Origin of the sequence: uncultured Clostridium sp., from assembly GCF_910588715.1 — a bacterium.
In the GTDB taxonomy this organism is placed as follows: domain Bacteria; phylum Bacillota; class Clostridia; order Clostridiales; family Clostridiaceae; genus Clostridium.
Window position 1 is genome coordinate 891,678 of the sequence record NZ_CAJURG010000001.1, and the last position, 21,171, is coordinate 912,848.

19 protein-coding genes are annotated in these 21,171 nt (G+C 25.3%); 7 read left to right on the plus strand and 12 right to left on the minus strand.

Translation table 11 applies throughout. The annotated features are described in order from the left end of the window. Together QZ321_RS04395 and QZ321_RS04400 are read right to left on the minus strand one after the other, a co-directional pair. Nucleotides 1-816, minus strand: coding sequence for a hypothetical protein (locus QZ321_RS04395; RefSeq protein WP_291747531.1), 816 nt, complete (start codon nucleotides 814-816; stop codon nucleotides 1-3). Nucleotides 817-1,047: 231 nt separating this feature from the next. Further along, on the minus strand, nucleotides 1,048-1,890 hold the full coding sequence (locus QZ321_RS04400) for an AIM24 family protein (protein WP_291747528.1): 843 nt from the start codon (nucleotides 1,888-1,890) through the stop codon (nucleotides 1,048-1,050). A gap of 182 nt (nucleotides 1,891-2,072) precedes the next feature. On the opposite strand from QZ321_RS04400, the gene QZ321_RS04405 reads away from it, so the two are divergent. Further along, the gene (locus QZ321_RS04405; RefSeq protein WP_291742152.1) at nucleotides 2,073-2,252 is read left to right on the plus strand and encodes a hypothetical protein; all 180 of its coding nucleotides are present in this window, start codon (nucleotides 2,073-2,075) and stop codon (nucleotides 2,250-2,252) included. Nucleotides 2,253-2,380: 128 nt separating this feature from the next. Here the strand turns inward: QZ321_RS04405 and QZ321_RS04410 are convergent, their stop codons facing one another. Both QZ321_RS04410 and QZ321_RS04415 read right to left on the minus strand, forming a co-directional pair. Further along, nucleotides 2,381-2,818 (minus strand): GatB/YqeY domain-containing protein, encoded by a 438-nt coding sequence (locus QZ321_RS04410; RefSeq protein ID WP_291742141.1) that lies wholly within the window; start codon nucleotides 2,816-2,818, stop codon nucleotides 2,381-2,383. A 129-nt stretch (nucleotides 2,819-2,947) separates the two neighbouring features. After that, nucleotides 2,948-3,889 (minus strand): patatin-like phospholipase family protein, encoded by a 942-nt coding sequence (locus QZ321_RS04415; protein WP_291742138.1) that lies wholly within the window; start codon nucleotides 3,887-3,889, stop codon nucleotides 2,948-2,950. 198 nt (nucleotides 3,890-4,087) lie between these two features. Between QZ321_RS04415 and yaaA the strand changes: the two genes are divergently transcribed. Together yaaA and QZ321_RS04425 are read left to right on the plus strand one after the other, a co-directional pair. Further along, nucleotides 4,088-4,843 (plus strand): peroxide stress protein YaaA, encoded by a 756-nt coding sequence (yaaA, locus tag QZ321_RS04420; RefSeq protein ID WP_291742137.1) that lies wholly within the window; start codon nucleotides 4,088-4,090, stop codon nucleotides 4,841-4,843. Nucleotides 4,844-5,129: 286 nt separating this feature from the next. Further along, a complete protein-coding gene (locus QZ321_RS04425; protein WP_291742133.1) occupies nucleotides 5,130-5,474 on the plus strand; it encodes a hypothetical protein in 345 nt (114 codons plus the stop codon). Between the two features lie 103 nt (nucleotides 5,475-5,577). Here the strand turns inward: QZ321_RS04425 and QZ321_RS04430 are convergent, their stop codons facing one another. Together QZ321_RS04430 and QZ321_RS04435 are read right to left on the minus strand one after the other, a co-directional pair. Next, nucleotides 5,578-7,839 (minus strand): glycogen/starch/alpha-glucan phosphorylase, encoded by a 2,262-nt coding sequence (locus QZ321_RS04430; protein ID WP_291747524.1) that lies wholly within the window; start codon nucleotides 7,837-7,839, stop codon nucleotides 5,578-5,580. A 280-nt stretch (nucleotides 7,840-8,119) separates the two neighbouring features. After that, nucleotides 8,120-9,595, minus strand: coding sequence for a UDP-N-acetylmuramoyl-L-alanyl-D-glutamate--2,6-diaminopimelate ligase (locus QZ321_RS04435; protein WP_291742128.1), 1,476 nt, complete (start codon nucleotides 9,593-9,595; stop codon nucleotides 8,120-8,122). A 429-nt stretch (nucleotides 9,596-10,024) separates the two neighbouring features. Here QZ321_RS04435 and asnB point away from each other — a divergent pair, with 429 nt between their 5' ends. Further along, the gene (gene asnB, locus QZ321_RS04440; RefSeq protein ID WP_291744444.1) at nucleotides 10,025-11,611 is read left to right on the plus strand and encodes an asparagine synthase B; all 1,587 of its coding nucleotides are present in this window, start codon (nucleotides 10,025-10,027) and stop codon (nucleotides 11,609-11,611) included. A gap of 125 nt (nucleotides 11,612-11,736) precedes the next feature. Here asnB and QZ321_RS04445 read toward each other — a convergent pair whose 3' ends face one another. After that, nucleotides 11,737-12,405, minus strand: coding sequence for a YARHG domain-containing protein (locus QZ321_RS04445; RefSeq protein WP_291744446.1), 669 nt, complete (start codon nucleotides 12,403-12,405; stop codon nucleotides 11,737-11,739). A gap of 150 nt (nucleotides 12,406-12,555) precedes the next feature. On the opposite strand from QZ321_RS04445, the gene QZ321_RS04450 reads away from it, so the two are divergent. Then, nucleotides 12,556-13,512 carry an alpha/beta hydrolase gene (locus tag QZ321_RS04450; RefSeq protein WP_291747522.1) on the plus strand — a complete coding sequence of 319 codons (957 nt, stop codon included), beginning with the start codon at nucleotides 12,556-12,558 and terminating at the stop codon, nucleotides 13,510-13,512. Between the two features lie 117 nt (nucleotides 13,513-13,629). Here the strand turns inward: QZ321_RS04450 and QZ321_RS04455 are convergent, their stop codons facing one another. Beyond that, the gene (locus QZ321_RS04455; RefSeq protein WP_291740747.1) at nucleotides 13,630-13,839 is read right to left on the minus strand and encodes a DUF1450 domain-containing protein; all 210 of its coding nucleotides are present in this window, start codon (nucleotides 13,837-13,839) and stop codon (nucleotides 13,630-13,632) included. A 253-nt stretch (nucleotides 13,840-14,092) separates the two neighbouring features. Here QZ321_RS04455 and QZ321_RS04460 point away from each other — a divergent pair, with 253 nt between their 5' ends. Next, nucleotides 14,093-14,752, plus strand: a complete 660-nt coding sequence (locus tag QZ321_RS04460) for a hypothetical protein (RefSeq protein ID WP_291740749.1) — start codon at nucleotides 14,093-14,095, stop codon at nucleotides 14,750-14,752. Nucleotides 14,753-14,846: 94 nt separating this feature from the next. Here QZ321_RS04460 and QZ321_RS04465 read toward each other — a convergent pair whose 3' ends face one another. Together QZ321_RS04465 and QZ321_RS04470 are read right to left on the minus strand one after the other, a co-directional pair. Next, complete coding sequence (locus QZ321_RS04465) at nucleotides 14,847-15,677, minus strand: phosphatase PAP2 family protein (RefSeq protein ID WP_291747519.1); 831 nt, start codon at nucleotides 15,675-15,677, stop codon at nucleotides 14,847-14,849. Between the two features lie 15 nt (nucleotides 15,678-15,692). Then, the gene (locus QZ321_RS04470) at nucleotides 15,693-16,871 is read right to left on the minus strand and encodes a M20 family metallopeptidase (RefSeq protein WP_291740753.1); all 1,179 of its coding nucleotides are present in this window, start codon (nucleotides 16,869-16,871) and stop codon (nucleotides 15,693-15,695) included. 129 nt (nucleotides 16,872-17,000) lie between these two features. Between QZ321_RS04470 and QZ321_RS04475 the strand changes: the two genes are divergently transcribed. Next, nucleotides 17,001-17,762 (plus strand): hypothetical protein, encoded by a 762-nt coding sequence (locus QZ321_RS04475; protein WP_291740755.1) that lies wholly within the window; start codon nucleotides 17,001-17,003, stop codon nucleotides 17,760-17,762. A gap of 63 nt (nucleotides 17,763-17,825) precedes the next feature. Here the strand turns inward: QZ321_RS04475 and QZ321_RS04480 are convergent, their stop codons facing one another. Both QZ321_RS04480 and QZ321_RS04485 read right to left on the minus strand, forming a co-directional pair. Further along, nucleotides 17,826-18,788 carry an aromatic acid exporter family protein gene (locus QZ321_RS04480; protein WP_291740756.1) on the minus strand — a complete coding sequence of 321 codons (963 nt, stop codon included), beginning with the start codon at nucleotides 18,786-18,788 and terminating at the stop codon, nucleotides 17,826-17,828. 518 nt (nucleotides 18,789-19,306) lie between these two features. Continuing rightward, nucleotides 19,307-21,163 carry a glycoside hydrolase family 20 zincin-like fold domain-containing protein gene (locus QZ321_RS04485; protein ID WP_291747516.1) on the minus strand — a complete coding sequence of 619 codons (1,857 nt, stop codon included), beginning with the start codon at nucleotides 21,161-21,163 and terminating at the stop codon, nucleotides 19,307-19,309. Nucleotides 21,164-21,171: the final 8 nt, after the last annotated feature.

The following is a 21,171-nucleotide window of genomic DNA, read 5'->3' on the forward strand; positions in this document are numbered from 1 at the left end:
TTATATCATCTTTAGCTTTTCGTCTACTGCAATTCTTTTTGATTTTTTGCTTCCATATTCATAAATAAACATAATTTTATCAATATCTATAACTTCACTACCCTTATCAATAACATTACAATTTAAAAAATCCCTTACATACTTTTCTTCTACATCATCTTTTGATAATACTTCTCTTAATATTTCTTCTATTTCATATTCAGATATTTCACTTAGTAAACTCTTAGTAACATACCTTATAACTAAAATATTTTCCTTTAAAAAACTTAATAACTTATCTTTACTTAAATTATTAATAAACTTTACTGCTGCTTCATTATTTTTAATAGCTGCAATTTCTGCTCTATAGCATGGTTCTTTAATATACCTTAATGCATCATAACTTATCTTTACAGCTTCTTCTTGAACACTTTCATAAGGTTCTCTAATATATTTAATTGAATCATAATCTTTTTTTACTGCTAATAATTGAAGTTCTTCACTAGGATTTTTAGCATATCTAATAGCCCATCCTCTTTGCTCTATTGCTAATTTAATTATATAATTTGAAGGATTCTTAATATAATTTAAATTACTCCAGCCGCTATTTATTGCTTTTATCATCATTTCCTCTGTGGGATTATCTATAAACTCAATAGCCCTAGGATTGCTATTCATAGCTAAATTTTGAATATCTATAGTTGGATTTTTTATATATCTTAATAAAAGCCCATCTTTTTCTATAGCTATTTTTTTCATTTCCTCTGTAGGATTACTTATATTTTTTATAACAATTGGATTTATCTTAATCATTTCAATTACTTTTGCTTCATCCATAAAAATTCCTCTATCTTTATTGTTAATTTCAACTTTTACTTAATAATAATTATTATATATTTATTATAATACTTTTTAAAAATTTTTAAAGTAGATAAATATAGTATGATTTATTATTTTTTTAAATTATACCTATATTTAATTAATATTCTCAGCTTTTTATACAAAAAAGCCTCTATATATTTAAACTAAATAAATATATAGAGGCTTTATTATATACTCTTAAAACTTTTATTTACTATTACTTGTATTCATATTCATATTTGTTGTATTATTAATTCCTAAAGCTCTAGATTTATTTATAGCATCATAAACTTTAATTGTTGGTGCAAGCCATACAGTTCCTGTGCCACGATATACATTAACAAGCCCTTCTCCACTTACAGCTGATCCAATTAATGTCTTAGCAGACCTCTCAACTGTAAAATTAATATTTCCACTCCTTAATATTGCAAAATTTCCATCCACCTTTAAAGTTTCATTATCTAAATGTATTTCATCTATTTCAGATACTGGTACTCTACTTTCTAATACAACTATACCTTTTCCCTTTAAAGAAATTTGAAATATTCCTTCTCCTCCAGCAAAAGCTGATGATATTGTTTTTACAGATACAGGCTTAACTTGTACTCCACCTTGTGCACAGTAAAACATTCCCTTATCTACTATGACTTCACCATCAATTTTTAAAACTAAAAAGTGATTAAAAGAAGGCTCTAAAACCACCGTTCCAGTTCCCTTATACTCTGGTTGAGCAACAGATTCACCTGTTACAGCTGCTGAAAACATTTTTCCTATTAACTTACCTGGCGTTACCCCTGAAACCATTTCTAAATTTCCTTTAAAGTAACTCATTGCACCAGGTTCTACCTTTACCTTATCATTATTTAAATATATTGCAACTTGTCTAGCTTTTATATTTTGCTGTTCCATAAAATACATATCCATAGCAGCTGATGTATCTGTAGAACCTTGTAATTTATTATACTCTAATACTTCTACCTTCATTCCCTCATATTCTGTTGTATCAATAACACTTACATTTTTTCTTGTTCCTATTGCACTAATTCCCATCTTCTTCACTCCTAATCAAATACTTTTAATCATTATATCAAAATTTTTTCTTTTAAAATAAGCTAATACACTAAAAAAATTTTTTAATATAACTCACCATATTATTTATATTGAATATATTATACTATAAAGCTAATTTAACAGAAGATGAATTAAGTGTTTATACTATAGGAGGAAAAACAATGGGAAGATGCTGTAATAATTGCAATAGAAATTATTATAATAATAATTGTTGTAATTTTAATAACTGTGGATATGGTAATTATGGATATAATAACTGTGGATTTGGTAACTGCGGTTTTGGAAATTGTGGGTTTGGCAACTCTTGGTTTTTATGGCCATTGTTATTCTTATTTTTCTAGTACACTAAGCTAATAAAACAATATTCTTATATAAATATTCTATCTTGGTACGATTATTATTTATATAAATTTATATAAAAAGTTAGGATTATATCTCCAATCCTAACTTTTAATTTTTTTATATTTTATTATGATAATATATTTTTTACCATTGGATTAATTTTAGCTCTATCAAACTTACCGTTTACCATTGGCATTATTTCTTTCATTATTTTTCCCATATCTTTAGCAGTATAATTTCCTTTAGTTATTATTTCCTTTAACATTGCATTAACTTCTTCTTCAGTTAATTGTTTTGGTAAATAAGGAGTTAAAACCTCTAATGCAAATTTTCCTTCTGCAATTTTTTCTTCATTATTAGCCTTAACTGCATATTCTAAAGCTTCCTTAGTTTGCTTTATACTTTTTTCTATTATTTTAATAACATTTTCATCTGGAATATCTTCTCTATTATTAACTTCATAAGCTTTAATTTCAGAATTAACCAGTCTTAAAACGCTAACTCTTGCCTTATCTCTTGCTTTCATTGCTGCTATTTCATCTTTTTTTAATATTTCTTTTAACATATTATTACAGTTAGTTAATATAACTAACCTACCCTCTCTTTCAATTATTATTTTCCCAAGTAAATTATACCATTTTTAAGTTCAAAATCAAATTCACCTATTTTTTATTATATCCACATTTTATAAATATTATCTAATTTTATTTTTTCCCTTTTTATTAATTTTAGTTTTCTCAATTTTATTTTTTATATCTTTTAAATATTTATAAGTTTTATATAAAGTTGGATTTTTTATTTCTTCCTCCTTTTTATTAACAAATTTAATAAGCTTTATAATAGGGTCTATCTTGTTTATAGTATCATTATAACCTTCAATTATTCTTATACGTTTTGCTGCCGTATCTAAATTTAATGTCCCTGTTATAGTATTTTCAGATAGGTTTTCTGGTGAAATTATTATAAGACTTGAGTTTGGATAAAGGGATCTATCAATTTGCACATCTTTAGATAATAAAACTACAATTATAATATCACAACCTTCCCCATATACAGGCTGAATTGGAACATTATCAGCTATTCCACCATCTATATATTTTTCTCCAAAAATTTCTGTACTATCATATATTAAAGGTAACGAAGCTGATGCTAATACAATTTTTTTTGCAGTTTCATTATCATAATCATTTATTCTAAAATATTTAGTATTAAGATTAGGTAACTTTGTACATGCTGCATAACATATCCTTCCATTTTCTTTAATCTTATCAAAATCTAAATACTTCTCTACCATTTCTACAGCTCCATCATTGCTAATAGCTCCATGCTCTAACTTATCAGTTAAAAACTTTTTAGCTAACTGTAAATTCTTACCTCCAATGTATAGCCCAATTCCCCTTTTAATTAATTCTGTTTTGCTAACAGGAACTAATTTTTCCATAGTTACCTCTTCCCAAAGCTTTTCAGCTTTTTCCATTTCATCCATAGCAAATAATACAGAATTAAAAGCTCCTATGGAAGTTCCAGAAAAAACTGATATGTATTTAGTTAAATTTAATTCCCTTAAAGCTTTCCAAACTCCAAGTTCATATGCTCCCTTACCTCCACCACCAGCTAATACTAATCCTATTTTCATATATCACCCTCGCTATTACCATTTTTTCTCAAATAAATTATACTATAAAAATCAAATTTATAAAATATTCTCAGTTTTTATAGATAATAATTTTATTTAATATAATTAAAATTTATTATTAAAATTTTAATTTTTATATAATAATTATTATTATCTATGTTATACTATTTTTGACATTTCACTTAGGAGTTGATAAATTTGAATAATAAAAATTTTAATATAATTATTTCACCAGCAAAAAAAATGAACATAAACAATGATGATATTATAAGTGAATCTATTCCATGTTTTATAGAAAAAACTGAAAATTTACTTAATAATTTAAAAAATTATAAATATGATGACCTAAAAAAACTTTTAGCTTGCAATGATGAAATTGCAGAGCTTAATTATTCTAGATATAAAAATATGAATTTATATAAAAACTTATCTCCTGCAATTCTTTCTTATGAAGGAATTCAATATAAATATATGTCACCAGATTCGTTTAGTAATTCTGAGTTTGATTATATATCAAATCATTTAAAAATTTTATCTGGCTTTTATGGAATTTTAAATCCGTTAGATGGTATTGTTCCATATAGGTTAGAAATGCAGGCAAAACTAGCAATTGAAAGTAATAAAAACTTATATTCTTTTTGGGGAGACTCTATATATAAAGAACTAATTAAAGATACTACAACAATATTAAATCTCGCTTCAAAAGAATATAGTAAAACAATTGAAAAATACTTAACTGAAGATATTAAATTTATTACTTGCATTTTTGGAAGCCTAGTGGACTCTAAAATTAAAGTAAAAGCTACAGAAGCTAAGATGGCTCGTGGAATTATGATAAGATATTTAGCTGAAAATAATATTACTGATATAGAAAAAGTTAAAGATTTTAAAGAGCTTGGATTTTCTTACTCAAATGAATATTCAACCCCTACTGAATTTGTATTTTTAAAATAATAATTAAAAATTTTAGCGAAAAATTTCTTATACTTTTAAAATTTAATTTTCGATATTTTATTTTAAACTTCTCAATTTTCTTATTATTTTGTAATTTTTAGTAAAAAATAGCTGTCTATTTTTATCAAATTAACTTGTATGAAAATCCCATTTGAAATGTTTACTTTATTTTCCATAGGTGTTATTATATATAACTGTAGGGTGGCCAAACTACTTATAATAAAATTAGTAAAATTATTTTAAAAAAATTATTATATAAATATTTTTAAATGGGGAGAGATTTTTTATGAGATATTACATTTTAAGAACTAATGCTAAAGCAGAGCATACAAATAACAAATTACTTACTGGGTACAACTTCAAAATAAACAATTTAAATGCTGAAAGATTAATTAGCGATGCTAAAGATGAGGAAATTTTCTATTTACTTTATAATATTTCTGAAAAGAAGTTCATCGAACAAGGATTAATTAAAAGCGTTGAATCAAATAAACCATCTAACAAATATGAAGCTTTATTTGATGAAAGAAAGCCTTTAAATATAAATTATTTACCATATTCTACTCCTAACTGTGGAATCATTCCAACTTCTAAAAGTAAAGTAGAAGAAATTTTAAATGTTGCAGTTTAGTTTTAAGAAACTATACCTCTTATTATTTTAAGTATATACTAGTTTAACCTTGGAATAATAAAGGAGCTAATTTTTTATTAGCTCCTTTAATTTTTTATCTATATTATTTTAATTTCCAAATATCTTCATTATATTGAGCTATTGTTCTATCTGATGAGAAGAATCCTGCTTTACTTATATTTATTAAAACTTTTCTATTCCAAGCTTCTCTATCTGAATAATCTTCAAATACTTGATTTTTAGTTTTAATATAATCTTCAATATCAAGTAATGTCATGAACCAATCTTTATTTATTAATTCATTATGAAGTCTATTTAAGTTAATTGTATCTCCTACCTTTAACATTTCATCACTTACTATAAAATCAACTAACTTTTTAATATTTTCTTTTTCGTAATAATGTTTTGAAATGTAATCACCCTTCTTATAGTGTTCAATTACTTGCTCACTTGACTCACCAAATATATAAATATTTTCGTCACCAACTAATTGATGAATTTCAACATTAGCACCATCTTCAGTTCCTAAAGTTAATGCTCCATTTAACATAAACTTCATGTTACCTGTTCCTGAAGCTTCTTTAGATGCTAAAGAAATTTGTTCTGAAACATCACAAGCTGGTATTAACTTAGATGCTTTAGTTACATTATAGTTTTCTACCATAACAACTTTTAAATGTTTGCTGACAACAGGATCATTATTTATAATTTCTTGTAAGCAAAGAATTGTATGAATTATATCTTGTGCTATTACGTAAGCTGGTGCAGCCTTTGCCCCAAATATCATTGTTATTGGAGTTGTTGGAATATTTCCAGCCTTAATATCTAAATATTTATGAATGATATATAAAACATTCATTTGTTGTCTCTTATATTCATGAAGTCTCTTTATTTGAATATCAAAAATAGAATTTTCATCTATTTCAATATCTTGAGTATCTTTTAAATATTTTTTTAATGCAATTTTATTATGTTTCTTTATTTCACCAAGCTTTGCTAATACTTCTTTATTATCAACGTACTTATATAAATCTTCTAATTTAGTTGCATCAGTTTTAAATTCATCACCGATAAGCTCTGTAATATAGTTAGTTAATTCATTATTACAGTGGATTAACCATCTTCTAAATGTTATACCATTTGTCTTATTATTAAACTTTTCTGGATATATATCATAAAATGGTCTTAATTCTTCTTGTTCTAAAATTTCTGTATGAAGTGCTGCAACACCATTTACACTAAATCCGTAATGTATATCCATATGAGCCATATGAACTCTATCATGATTATCTATAATATGAACTCTTTCATCATTATATTTTTCTTTAACTCTATTATCTAATTCTCTTATAATTGGCATTAATTGAGGTACAACTTTTTCTAAATAAGCTACTGGCCACTTTTCTAATGCTTCAGATAATATTGTATGATTTGTATATGCACAAGTTTTGGTAACGATTCCGACAGCTTCTTCCATTTCTATACCTTTTTCTCCTAATAATCTTATTAGTTCTGGTATAACCATTGAAGGATGTGTATCATTAATTTGAACTACAACATGCTCATGTAATTTACGTAAATCATATCCATTTTCTTCTGCTTCTAAAAGAATTAATTGTGCAGCATTACTTACCATAAAATATTGTTGATATATTCTTAATAAATGTCCTGCTTCATCACTATCATCTGGATATAAGAATAATGTTAAGTTTTCTTTAATAGCTTCTTTATCAAAGTTTATTCCATCTTTAACTAAAGTTTCATTTATTGTATCTACATCAAATAATCTTAATTTATTTGAAGATTGATTATATCCAGTTACATCTATATCATATAACGTTGAAGTTACTTTAAATCCACCAAATAATACATCAAATTTAATATTAGATTTATTTAACCAGCTTTCCTTAGTTATCCATGGATTTTTTTCAGCTGTTTGTTTATTATTATTAAACACTTGCTTAAATAATCCGTAGTGATAATTTAATCCAACTCCATCTCCATTTAATCCTAAAGTTGCAATTGAATCTAAGAAACATGCAGCTAGTCTTCCTAATCCACCATTTCCTAATGAAGGTTCTAATTCTATTTCTTCTATTTCAGTTAAATCTTTCCCATTTGCCGCTAAAACTTCTTTAACTTCATCGTAAAGACCTAAATTTATTAAATTATTTGATAATAGCTTTCCAATTAAAAATTCTGCTGATATATAATATAATTTTTTATTTCCTTTATTTGTTCCCTTATTCTTAATACATCCTTTAGTCATTTCTAATAATGCTAAATATACTTCTTCGTTTGTTGCTTCTTCTATGGATTTCTGAAATCTATTTTTTAGGATTTCAGCTAAATTATTTTTAACCATAAATTATCCCACCTTACATTCATTATTTTTTAATAAATATATACTCAAAAAATTAATTTTATGATTATTTCGTTTACAATATCTATAATATCAATTTTTCAAAAAAACATTTGTATATTATTTATATTTTTTGTATATTCTTTATGTTACTTTTAAAAATCACTAAATTTTTTTTTAAATTCATACGTTTTCATGAAAACATTCCCAAAATTCTTTTAAATTTTACAAAAAATAATAGATATACTTTAAGCATATCTATTATTTTTAAATAATTATTTAATTAAATTCTATCAAAATAATTTGTAACTGTTTCTTTATCACTAAAATGATGTTTTACTGTTCCAATTATTTGATAATCTTCGTGTCCCTTACCTGCTATAACAACTATATCATCTTTGCTAGCAATTTTACATGCATACTCTATAGCTTCTTTTCTATCTTCAATAACTATATGACTATCTCGTATTCCTTCCAATATATCTTCTATTATTTTACTTGGTTCTTCTGTTCTTGGATTATCAGATGTTACTATTACAACATCACTATATTTTTCAGCAATTGCTCCCATTAAAGGTCTTTTTGTTTTATCTCTATCTCCACCACAGCCAAATACTGTTATTAATTTTCCATTAACAACTTCTTTCATTGTTTCTAAAATATTTTCAAGTCCATCAGGAGTATGAGCATAGTCTACAACTATCGTAGAATTCATTTTATCGTGATATACTCTTTCACATCTTCCAGAGACTGCTTTCATTGTATCAAAGCCTTCTATAACATCCTCTACACTTACATATCCATAAACAACGAGCATTCCTATAACACCTAATGCATTATAAATATTATAAAGTCCTGGAATATGAAGCTTAACTTTTCCTTTTAACTCATCACCTATATATAAATCAAATGTTGAACCATTTGCTTGTAAATCTAAATTCTTAGCTCTAACATACCCATCATTTACACCATAAGAAGTAACAACTTTGTCATCATTACTATTTTCATGTAATGTATCTAACATTTTCTTTCCATATTTATCATCACAATTTATAACAGTAGTTTCTGCATTCTTAATAAATTTAAATTTTGCATTATAATAATTTTCAAATGTCTTATGATAATCCATATGATCTTGAGTTAAATTTGTAAACATTCCTCTACTAAAGTTAAGCCCTTCTACTCTGCCCATATCAGAAGCATGTGATGACACTTCCATTAGGCAGTATTTACAATTAGCCTCTTTCATATCTTTAATAAGTCTAAATAATTCTATAGCTTCTGGAGTTGTCATTGTTGTTGGAATCATTTTTTCTCCAATATAGTTTGCTATAGTTCCTATAAGCCCAACTTTATTTCCTGCATGTTCTAATATATGTTTCATCATATATGTTGATGTAGTCTTTCCATTTGTACCTGTTACCCCTAAAAATGTTAAATCACCATCTTGTATATTAAAGAATGTTTTTGCAATAATAGCCATACATTCTCTTGTGTCCTCTACTTTTATATAAGCAATTCCCTCTTTAATATCATTTATATCTTTACTATGAATAATTACCTTTGCACCTTTTTTTATTGCATCATCTATTAAATCATGTCCATCTACTTTTAATCCTATAACTGCAATAAAAAGACTACCCTCAATTACTTGTCTTGTATCCCTTGTAATATCTATAACATTTATGCTTTTATAATCTATTTCATTTGTAGAAGTATAACTCAAATTTGAATTTTTTAATAATTCACTTAATAACATATAAATTCTCCTTATATTAAAATTTTATTTATAGCAATATAATATATTGTATTTAAAAAACACATTATTTTCTTATAATATTGTACATTATTTATATTGCTTTATCTATAGTTCGTATTTATAATCTATCAAGTTCATGTATTTATAGTTTAAAATAATTAAATAAAATTATTTTATAAAAATTTATAACTTTTTTATTTTCTTAAAATATAAAAATATATTTTTATATTTTGTTACATTTTTAATATATTATTAATATAATTTAACAAATAGATTTTTTAATATATCATCAAAGGCGATGATTTTGTAATTTAAAAATTAAGAATTTAATTTTTATTTACTATCTTGAGCCTTTGTGTAAATTAGGATTGTTTTTAAGGCTCGCTTTTAGCGGGCCTTTATTATTTTTATAAAAAGGGGGCTTTAAACTTGTGTAGTTTTGTTGTATTTTCTTCTAATAAATTAAATATTTATGATCTTTCAAATTCATTAAAAAGTCTTGAACATAGAGGACCTGATAACAGTTATTCTACTATTGAAAATGATTTATGCTTTGGATTTAATCGCTTATCAATAATGGACTTATCTTCTAATGGAAATCAACCTTTTAAATACAACGAATGTTGTTTAGTATGTAATGGTGAAATTTATAATTATGAACTTTTAAGAAAACTATTATCCTCTGAGTATAAATTTCATTCTAATAGTGATTGTGAAGTTTTACTTCCATTATACTGTAAATATGGAATTGAAATAGCCTGTAAGATGCTTGATGCAGAATTTGCATTAGTTTTATATGATTCTAAGTCTAATTCTATAATGGCTGCTAGAGACCCAATGGGAATTAGACCTATGTTTTACGGATATACAAAAGAAGACCATAAAATTTCTTTTGCAAGTGAGGCAAAAGCATTAATAAATTATTGTGAAAATATTATGCCTTTTCCTCCTGGTCATTATTATAAAGATGGTGAATTCATTTGTTATAATGACCTATCTCAATCAAAATTTATTAATAATGACGATTTAAATGTTATATTTACTAATATAAAAACCAAGCTTATATCAGCTGTAGAAAAAAGACTTCATGCTGATGTTCCTATTGGTTATTTGTTAAGTGGAGGATTAGATTCTTCTCTTGTATGCTCAATTTCCCAAAGATTTATGGATAAACCAATTAAAACATTTGCTATTGGAATGGACACAGACCCAATAGATTTAAAATATGCAAAACAAGCTGCTGAATTTTTAGGAACTGATCATACCGAGGTTATAATAACTAAAGATGATGTTCTAAACTCATTAGAAGAAGTTGTTTATCACTTAGAAACCTTTGATATTACTACAATTAGAGCTAGTATTGGAATGTATTTATTATGTAAATATATTCACGAAAATACTGATTTAAAAGTTATTTTAACGGGTGAAGTAAGCGATGAGTTATTTGGTTACAAATATACTGATTTTGCACCTAACCCAATGGAGTTTCAAAAAGAATCTCAAAAAAGAATAAAAGAGCTTTATATGTATGATGTTTTAAGAGCAGATAGATGTATTTCTGCTCATGCATTAGAAGGTAGAGTTCCTTTTGCAGATATTGATTTTGTAAATTATGTAATGAGTATTAATCCATCAAAAAAAATGAATGTTTACAATAAAGGAAAATATTTGTTAAGAAAGGCCTTTGAAGAAGATAACTATCTTCCTAGAGATTTACTATATCGTGAGAAAGCTGCTTTTAGCGATGCTGTGGGACATTCTTTAGTAGATTATTTAAAAGAATTTGCAGAAAATAAATATACGTCTGCAGACCTTATATTAGCTAAAGAAAAATATAACTATTGCACACCATTTACTAAAGAAGCACTTTTGTATAGAGATATTTTTGAAAAATACTATTCTGGAAATGCTAAATGGATTAAAGATTTTTGGATGCCAAATAAGTCTTGGAATGGCTGTAACGTTAATGATCCAAGTGCTAGAGTTCTTTCTAACTATGGCGATAGTGGAAAATAATTAATTATATTTTAATTAAATAAAAATATTACTCTTAAAAAGAGCTATTTAAAATTTTAAGTAGCTCCTTTTAAGAGTATTTACATAGCACTTTACTATATTTTTAATATGATGTTTTATTAATTTTATCTTATAGCTTCTTCTTCTAATATTCTTGCAACATTATATTCTTCAGTACTATTTAATGTTACAGATGTTGATATAGGTGTATACCAAGGTTCATTAACAAAAAAATCCTTCCATTCATTACTTACAAAAATATATCCATTCCTTGCATATATTTCATTTCTTGCAACTGCTAATTGATGATTTGATAAATACTTCAATTCATCTGTTGTAACTTTTCTATAACTACTGTCTGGTATAACAAAATCTCCATAATAAATTTCATTATTGTTAGACATACCTTCATCTTCAAACTTTTGTATGAATACAACATTTGCATATTCCAGCTCACTTAAGTCATCTGTTGTAACTTTCTTGTTACTTTTTACATACCAACTTTGATTATTAAAATAATTAATCATTTTTTGTTGTTGAAATTGATATCCATGTCTTGCATATATCTCATTTCTTGCTATTTCTAATTGATCCTTAGTTAATCCACTTAAATCATATTCTGTTAGATATCTATCACTACTATCTGGTATAATAAAGTAATTATCCTTATATGAATAAGTAGCTACCTGTTTATTTATTACTTTTTCATCTCCCTGTGTTTTAACTATAGCATTAGTAAATAAACAACTTACTAATAATGTGCCTCCAATTTTAAATATTGTTCTTTTATTCATAACCTTTCCCCCTTAAAATTTTCATTCATATATAATATTAAACATCTGTAAATATTTTCCTTTTTAATTAAGGTATTTTTTTAATTAATGTTAAAATTATTTTTATGATATAATTATTAATATAAAACTTTTATTTTAGAAAGTGAGTTTATGAATGAAATGCTAATAGTTTTATTATGTTTTATAATTATATCTTTAGTAATTTTAATTTACTATGGTGGAAACTATTTATATAACTTAGGAATAAACCCTAAATATCCTAAGGATTTAATATTTAAACCTAAAAATAATGAAAATACAAAAGAAAATGAAACTAGTGGCGTTTCTAATGTGAATAGTAAAACATGGCTACTTAAATACAGTAACTATGAAGATTTATTTATTAAATCTAAGGATAAATTAAATTTACACAATTATATTATAAAAAATAAAAATAATTCTAATAAATGGGTTATTGCTGTTCATGGTTATAACTCTAATGGTATATATATGGCTTCATATGCTCAAAACTTCTATAATATGGGATACAATATTATAATCCCTGATTTAAGGGGGCACGGTAAAAGTGAAGGAAATTATATAGGAATGGGTTGGCACGAAAGATATGATGTTTTAGACTTATCAAATTATATTGCTAATACTTATAATAATTCTCAAATTGTTCTTTTTGGTGTTTCCATGGGGGCAGCAACTGTTATGAGTACGTCTGGAGAAACTCTTCCTAAAAATGTTAAAGCTATAATAGAAGATTGTGGCTATACATCTACTTGGAATCAATTTTCTTATCAACTTAAATCTTTATTTAAATTACCACCATTTCCACTGATGCATATAGCAAGTATTATTTGTAAACTTAAATCAGGATATTTTATTAGTGAAGCATCTCCCATAAAACAGATAAAAAAATCAATAACTCCAACACTTTTTATACATGGGGATAAAGATGATTTTGTTCCATTTTTTATGCTTGATGAACTATATAATGCTTCAACAGTTGAAAAGGAAAAACTAATTATTAATGGTGCATCCCACGCTAAGGCAAGTTACGTTAACCCTAAATTATATTGGAGTACTATAGAAAACTTTTTAAATAAATATATTAAATAAATTAGTCGTTACGTCTGAAATTCCTAAGTTTAAAGGTAATAAATCCTTATATGATTAAATATTATTGAATTAGTATCCTTTTTATAAGATTTTCATTACGTAACGACTAAATATTTATTATTTTAAGTTTAATATTGATCTTGCTTTTATTATAAATTCCTCTTCAGTTTTAGCTTCAATAAAACTTCCATCTACCATTGCAACTATAGTTCCATCCATCCTTCCCCCACATTCTCCTATACATCCAAAAATTATCTTTACATTTTTAAATTCTTTTTTAACTAAGTCTACATCTATTCCTGAGCATCCTGGACATACTACTATCATTTTATCTTTCCTCCTATATTACCTAAAATAAAAAAACTTTTTAATAATAATTTTATTAAAAATTATTTAACTTCTACTTTAAAATAAATCTTTCTTTTTAAAATTATATCAAAACAATCTGAATTATTTAAATATTTATCTTTTAAAATATTTAAATAATATAACGTAAAATCAATATTTTTATTTATAATAAATAAATTCTTATTATTTTAAACATAATAAATATTATTAATAATTTTAAGGAGTGAAACAAATGAAAAAAATTATTTGCTTTCTTTTAGCAATGCTTTCTTTAGTATCTATGTTGCTTTGCAGTATACCAGTATCTGCATCTTGCATAGAAAATCCCTATTCACAATTTATAGATGATCCATACTATGAAGTTACATCTGAATATTTAACTGGAATAGTAACTAAACTTTCAAAACTTTCTGCTTCAGGTAGCACTTGTATAGATTATTTAGGTGAAGAAATACTATTACATAGAGCTATATTATTTGCTACTCACAATATAGAAAGCTATTCAAGCAATCCAGAATTAACAGATATTAGTGAAGATATTATTGACAACTATACTGGTGAAGTAAAGGAAATGAGAATTGAATTATCTAAAATAATTGATACACTTGGTAAAAATAGTGAACAACTTAAAAACGATACAGAATACATAAAAGAATATAAATTAATAATAGATAAACTTCAAAAAGAATTAAGTGAAATTAAAACATCAGATAGCAATGAAATAGTCTATATTAAACAAGCAATTTCACTTTTACAAGCATCTTATGATATTTCATCACTTGATAATAAATGTTCTAAGAGTGAATTAGTTAAAGAAATTGCTAAAAATGAAGTTACAAATACTCAAGCTTATATTTCTAGATTAAAAACCCTTGAAGCTACTTTAAAATAAAATTTTTATAACTTACCAACAAAATTATATGTAATAAAAAGGGACTATACTCATATTTAATTTAAATATTTTAATATGAGTATAACCCTTATTTTTAAATTTTCATATATTTAAATGTCATAGGATATACTCCTATTGCGATTAAACTTATTAAAAAGTATCTTAAAAATGAAAATACTATTTCACTTGGTAGTAAATGTTTTAATCCAACCTGTAATACTAATAAAATTAATATTCCTAATAATACCCTTATTATTTTATTACCATTATTTGATTCTAAACTAAAATTAACATATCTTTTTTCAATAAATATCCCAATAATAAAACCTAAATAAGTTCCCATTCCCTTAATAAAATCTGGAGAATGTGCAAATGTTAATGCAGGAATAAATATTATAAATGTTATTACATATAACAACATTTTATTTTCAAATCTATTATATAATTTATAGCATATTAATGATACCAATACTCCTAGTATTCCACCAACTATAACATCCTTTGGATAATGCACACCTAAATATAATCTAGAAAATCCAATCAAAACAATCATTATAGTTGCAATAATATATATTGCCTTCTTTTTCAAATAAATTGCTATAGCTCCATAAAATGAAGAAGCACTTTGGGTATGACCACTAGGAAAAGAATATCCAGTCGCTGTTTTTTCTCTTAATGACCTAATTCCTTCTTCCCCTATTGGTCTTTTCATTTTAAAAATATCCTTTATTGTATTATTTAAAAGCACACTAGTTAGAAGAGAGTAAGCTATATATTCTCCAAACCTTTTATCTAATGACCAATAAATAATTGCTATTACTGTAATAATAATTATTTGTTCACCACACATAGTTATTAATTGAAATAAAAAATCTAAAAATGGATTTGCTATACTTTGAATATGTCTTAAAATTTCTAATTCCATAATTCCCCCTAATTATTAAGATTTCTTTATATCTTTAACCATAGCTTCTATAGCATATGCTAAATACAATTCAGCACTAATTAATACAGCCCTTTCATCTATATTAAATTTATCATTATGATTTGGATAATCCCTACCAATTTCCTCATTTCCAGCACCAACAAAAGCAAATGTTCCTGGAATCCTTTTTTGATATATAGAAAAATCTTCACCTAACATCATTCTTGGGACTTTTATAATGTCTTCTGCTGGAAATATTTTTTTAGCAGCCTCTAATGCTGTCTTTGTTACATTAGGATCGTTAATTACTGCTGGATGATGTGCAACATCATATTCAACACTTGCAGTTGCACCATACGCTAATGCTGTACTATATGCAATTCTTTTAATTGATTTTATAATGTGCTTAGCTGTTATTGCATTAAATGTTCTTATTGTTCCTTCTATTATAGCCTCACCTGAAATAATATTATGAGTATAACCTGATTGAATATGACCTATTGTTACTACTGCTGAATTAACAGGATCTATTTCTCTACTGATTATAGATTGCAAATTCATTACTATAGATGAACAAACTAAAGTAGAATCAACACATTGATGTGGCTTTCCTGCATGCCCAGACTTACCAATAACCCTTATAGTAAATTTATTTGATGCAGCCATTCTTGGACCTTCCTCTATAGAAATTTTTCCACATTCTATATCTCCAAATACATGTAAACCAAAAATTTCATCTACTTCATCCAAATACCCATGTTCAGAAACCAACCTTGCTCCACAGGAATTTTCCTCAGATGGCTGAAATATAAAAATTATTTTTCCTGGAATACTATCTTCATATTTTTTTAATACAATAGCTGCTCCAAGTAAAGCTGCCATATGAGCATCATGTCCACAAGCATGCATTATTCCCTTATTTTGCGAAGCATATCTAACTCCTGTATTTTCTTGTATTCTCAAAGCATCCATATCTGCTCTTAATGCTATTACTCGTCCTTCCCCCTTACCAATAGTAGCAACCACTTCAGTTTTTATTCCATCTTGATATTTAACACCTATTTTATCCAATTCTTCTTTAATTCTTTTAGATGTTCTATGCTCCTCCATGCTTAACTCAGGATACTTATGAAAATCCTTTCTTAATGAAATTATATAATTACTTATAAGTTTTATTTCTTTTAAAATATCCATAATTCACCACCCCTTTTTTAATTATATATATTTTTTCTTAAAATTATATATTATTTTAAATAAATCATTTAATTATTTGTAAATATATGTTAATATTTTTAGTGTAAATAATTTATTTGAGGTGATATTATGAAAAGAAAATTAATAACTTTAAGCTGTACCATTGCTTTATGTTTATCTTTAACATCATGCGGATTAAAGAGTGCAATTATGGGACAAGAATCTCCTACTACTGATGATTCAAATTCTGCACCAACTGCTGCTGAAACTGGAAATGATGTAGCAAATACTGATGCTAATAACTCTACAGCTGAAACTAATACTAAGCCTACCACTGAAAATACTACTGCTAATAACACAAATGTTCCTGCTGATTCAACTTTAGCTAATAGTAGTTCAGTAACACAAAATAATACTTCTAATATTACTCCCGATAAATCTTCAAGTCCATCAGCTCCTACTACTAAGAGCAGAAACTGTAGGGTTTTCTATTTTAACAAAGTTGACCTTAAAACCTATTGCATTGATACAAGTGTAAAAGTAACAGATAATGCTTTTGTTACTGCATTAACTGAACAACTATATAACGCACCTAAAGGAAATAAAAACTTTTTTACATTATCTAAAGATTATGGAGTAAGTTCTGCGACATTAAATTATGAAACTAATGTATTAAGTGTTGTATTTAATGAAAACTTCATTAAAGATATGGAACTTTCTAAAGAAATAGCTAACGGAGTTATACAAGCTATAGTAAATACTTACGGATATAACTATTCTGTAAATAAAGTAGCAGTTTATTTTGGAAATGAATTATATACTGACATTGATGGAACAAAAGATAATGGCTATTGTTCTGTAAATTATACTGATGTATTAAAACTTGATTAATAAAATAATTAAACAGTAAATAGATTAACATAATTTTTAATCTATTTACTGCTTAAATTAATTTTAATAATTTTCTATAGTAGTAAAAAAGTTTCTTTTTATTAACAAAAATTCTTCCATATCATTTAAGAATTGAAGCAATTGAGCTCTACTTTCAAATTCTTCCCTAGTCTTTGGTAATTCCATTTTTTTAAATTCACTTCTTAAAATTTCTAAATCACTTAATAATGATTTACAATCATTCATTTCACGTATATTTTCTGCAACACACAAAGTAAAATCAGACATAATATTCATTTGTTCAACTGGTATATTAAATCTTTGAAAATGTAATCTCATTCTTTTTATTGTATCAAATTGATTAATTCTCATATTTATATAATCAGTATAATATGATGAAACTTTAAAAAAATGATTATTTATTATCTTATATGCAGTTTCCTTACTTTCATATAGTCTTTTTTCAACTTCAATTATAATTTTTTGTTCATTAACATCAACTGTATGAGTTATTAATGACTTTGACATTTTGCTTATTATAATTCTATAATGCTCTTCTATCCACTCTTTATCTGCTTTAAATTTATCTTCAAGGGAAGGCATAAAGATATTAGCAATTGCAGCTATTCCAATTCCGATTATCATTAATAATATTTCATTTAAAATTAATTTAACTGTTATTTCATTTGCAACTAAAAAATGAGTTGATAAAACTACAGCTGGTACCATTCCTTCTTGTACTTTTAATCTTGATGTAATAGGAATTAAAGTTATTAAAAATAATCCAAAAACTAATGCTTCATTTCCTAATATATTATATAAAATTGATGATATTAAAATTCCAATACTACAAGCAATTACTCTCTTGCAGCTTATAATTAATGCCTTTTTTCTAGTATCTTGTATGCTTAATATAGCAATAACTGCTCCAACTGTTGCATACTGTAAACCTAATATATTTCCTATAATTAATGCAATAGTTGCTGATACTGACATTTTAAATGCTAAATTATATATGTATTTCAAAATCCTTCACCCCATCTGCTTGTATATTCCATATTATATAATATCTTCACCTTTATGGTCTAGATAATTCCTAGCTCACTTTAAAACATATTTATAAAAAAGGGATTTGCAATACATGCAAATCCTTTTTTTACTTACTTTACTTTTTTATATTAGTTACAACTATTGAAATTAATGAAGCTACTATAAGTATTATTAATAATCCTCCTACAACTTGTGGAAACATCTCATAATTCATAATAGCTCTCGCCCCCTAATACCCCTAACTTTTTATTTGTTTATTTACTTACATTATCTTCCTTATAATTAATAACGTCAAATCTCATATATCGCTGTAATTTATCATATATCTATATTTACTAAAATAAGTAACTATTTTCCTAAGTTAAATACCATATTATGTATTTAATCTTATAAAATAAAACATTATGAGCATTAAAAATAACACTCATAATGTTTTATAAAAAAATATAATTACTAAGATTAAAATTAAATAATTAATATAGAAATACTATATTTTATAATGTCCTTAAGTACTTACATATATATTGTATAACTTCTCTTATTCTATACAATTCACTTTCTTTATTCCTTAATCTCCATGCCTTTGAATAATCATAAAACCATATTTCAATACTTTCAGCTAATTTATTAGGCTCATACATTAAATTTATATTCTCATTTTCTAAATCGTATTTCATAATAGTTATAAAAAATTGATTAAATAACCCAATTCCTTTAGTTAAAATTATAAGCTCTTGAACATCACATTTATTTTCTATATCCTTTAATAAGCTCATTAGTTTATTTTCTATATTGCAAGATTTCTTATATTCATTTTCTAAATATTTCAAATCTATTTTTTCTAATTTTTCTTTAAGATTATAATACTTTTCCTTAAAAGCTACAACCTCTTCCCATCTCATTTTATGTTCATTCGTCAACTCATTTAATAATGAAACTACCTTAAGTGATTTATCTCCATATTCAACTCTAGATATTGCTTTATATATTTCAGTAAAATTATCTTTAAAATTATTACTTAATTCATCATTTGGATTCCATGATAAGGCTGCACCATATATCATTCCAGGAATTGAACTTGATAAAAGATTTATATGTCCAAAGTCTCCCCAGTCTGTATTCAGTACTCCAGTTGCATTATACTTTACTCCATAATTAACCATTCTTCTTATATTTTCAAAGGCTTTATCCATATAACTAACAAGTTGATTCCAGCTTCCTACCCCTGGTGATACATATTGTTCTCTATTAGAGTCAGCTATTATTTTAGTTTTTTCTTCTGTTACTTCATTAGAATAATTCCAATTTAAACAAATTAAATCCTTTGGCAATTCATTTAATAAATCAGCATGATTTAATATTACATCTCCCCAAAACATCACCTTTTTATCATATTTTTTAACAATTGATATTACCTTGTTTAAAAAATCTATATACAATTTTCCTTCGCCTATTTTATCTAATAACTCTTTACTTTTTCCTTTCCCTAAATCAAATGTTTCATCTCCACAAATATTAAACTTATCTGAAGTAAATAATGGTATATATTGCTCTAACATATTTTCTACTAATTTTAAACTTTCTTCATTACTAACATCTAAAGTATGATGTGCCATTCTTTCATAAAATGAATATTTATCCTCTTCCATACCATCAATTTCACATAAATTACAAAAAGATTTGCTACGAAGAACTTCATATAAATGACCAAAGGTTGATAGTGCTGGTACAAGCTCTACATTTTTCTTTTTGCAATACATATCTAATATTAATATTTCTTTTGATGTTAATGGATCTTTATCTAACCATACTTCACTCATACCTTTAAATGCAAAGGTATGTTCAATATATAATTGAATTTGATTTATTTTATAAAAAGCAGCCTTATCTACTAATTGCTTTAATGTTTCAAGTGTTGGAACCTTTCCCCTAGTTACATCATGAAAAAATCCACGATTTTTAAAATGAGGCTTATCCTCTATTTCTAAACATTTAATCAAATTACTACTTTGCTTTAATATTTGCTTTAATGTTTGAATAGCATAAAATATTCCTGAATTAAAGCTAGAAATTATTTCAATAGAATCATTTTTTATAATGAGCTTATACTCTTCATCTTTCATTCCTTTTTCTTTAATTATATTTATAGAATCTTTTAAAGCTTTATTGTTTATGCTTTTATTTATACCAATATTGAATCCATAAATATTTTTAATTTCTTTTTGTAATTCTAATGCACAATCTAATTCATAAAAATTACAACTATATGATAAATTAATATTAGTTTTATTTTCTAATTTAAAATATCCATCTTTTTCACTATACCTATAAGGGTTAGGTATTAAATACATAATTTCCT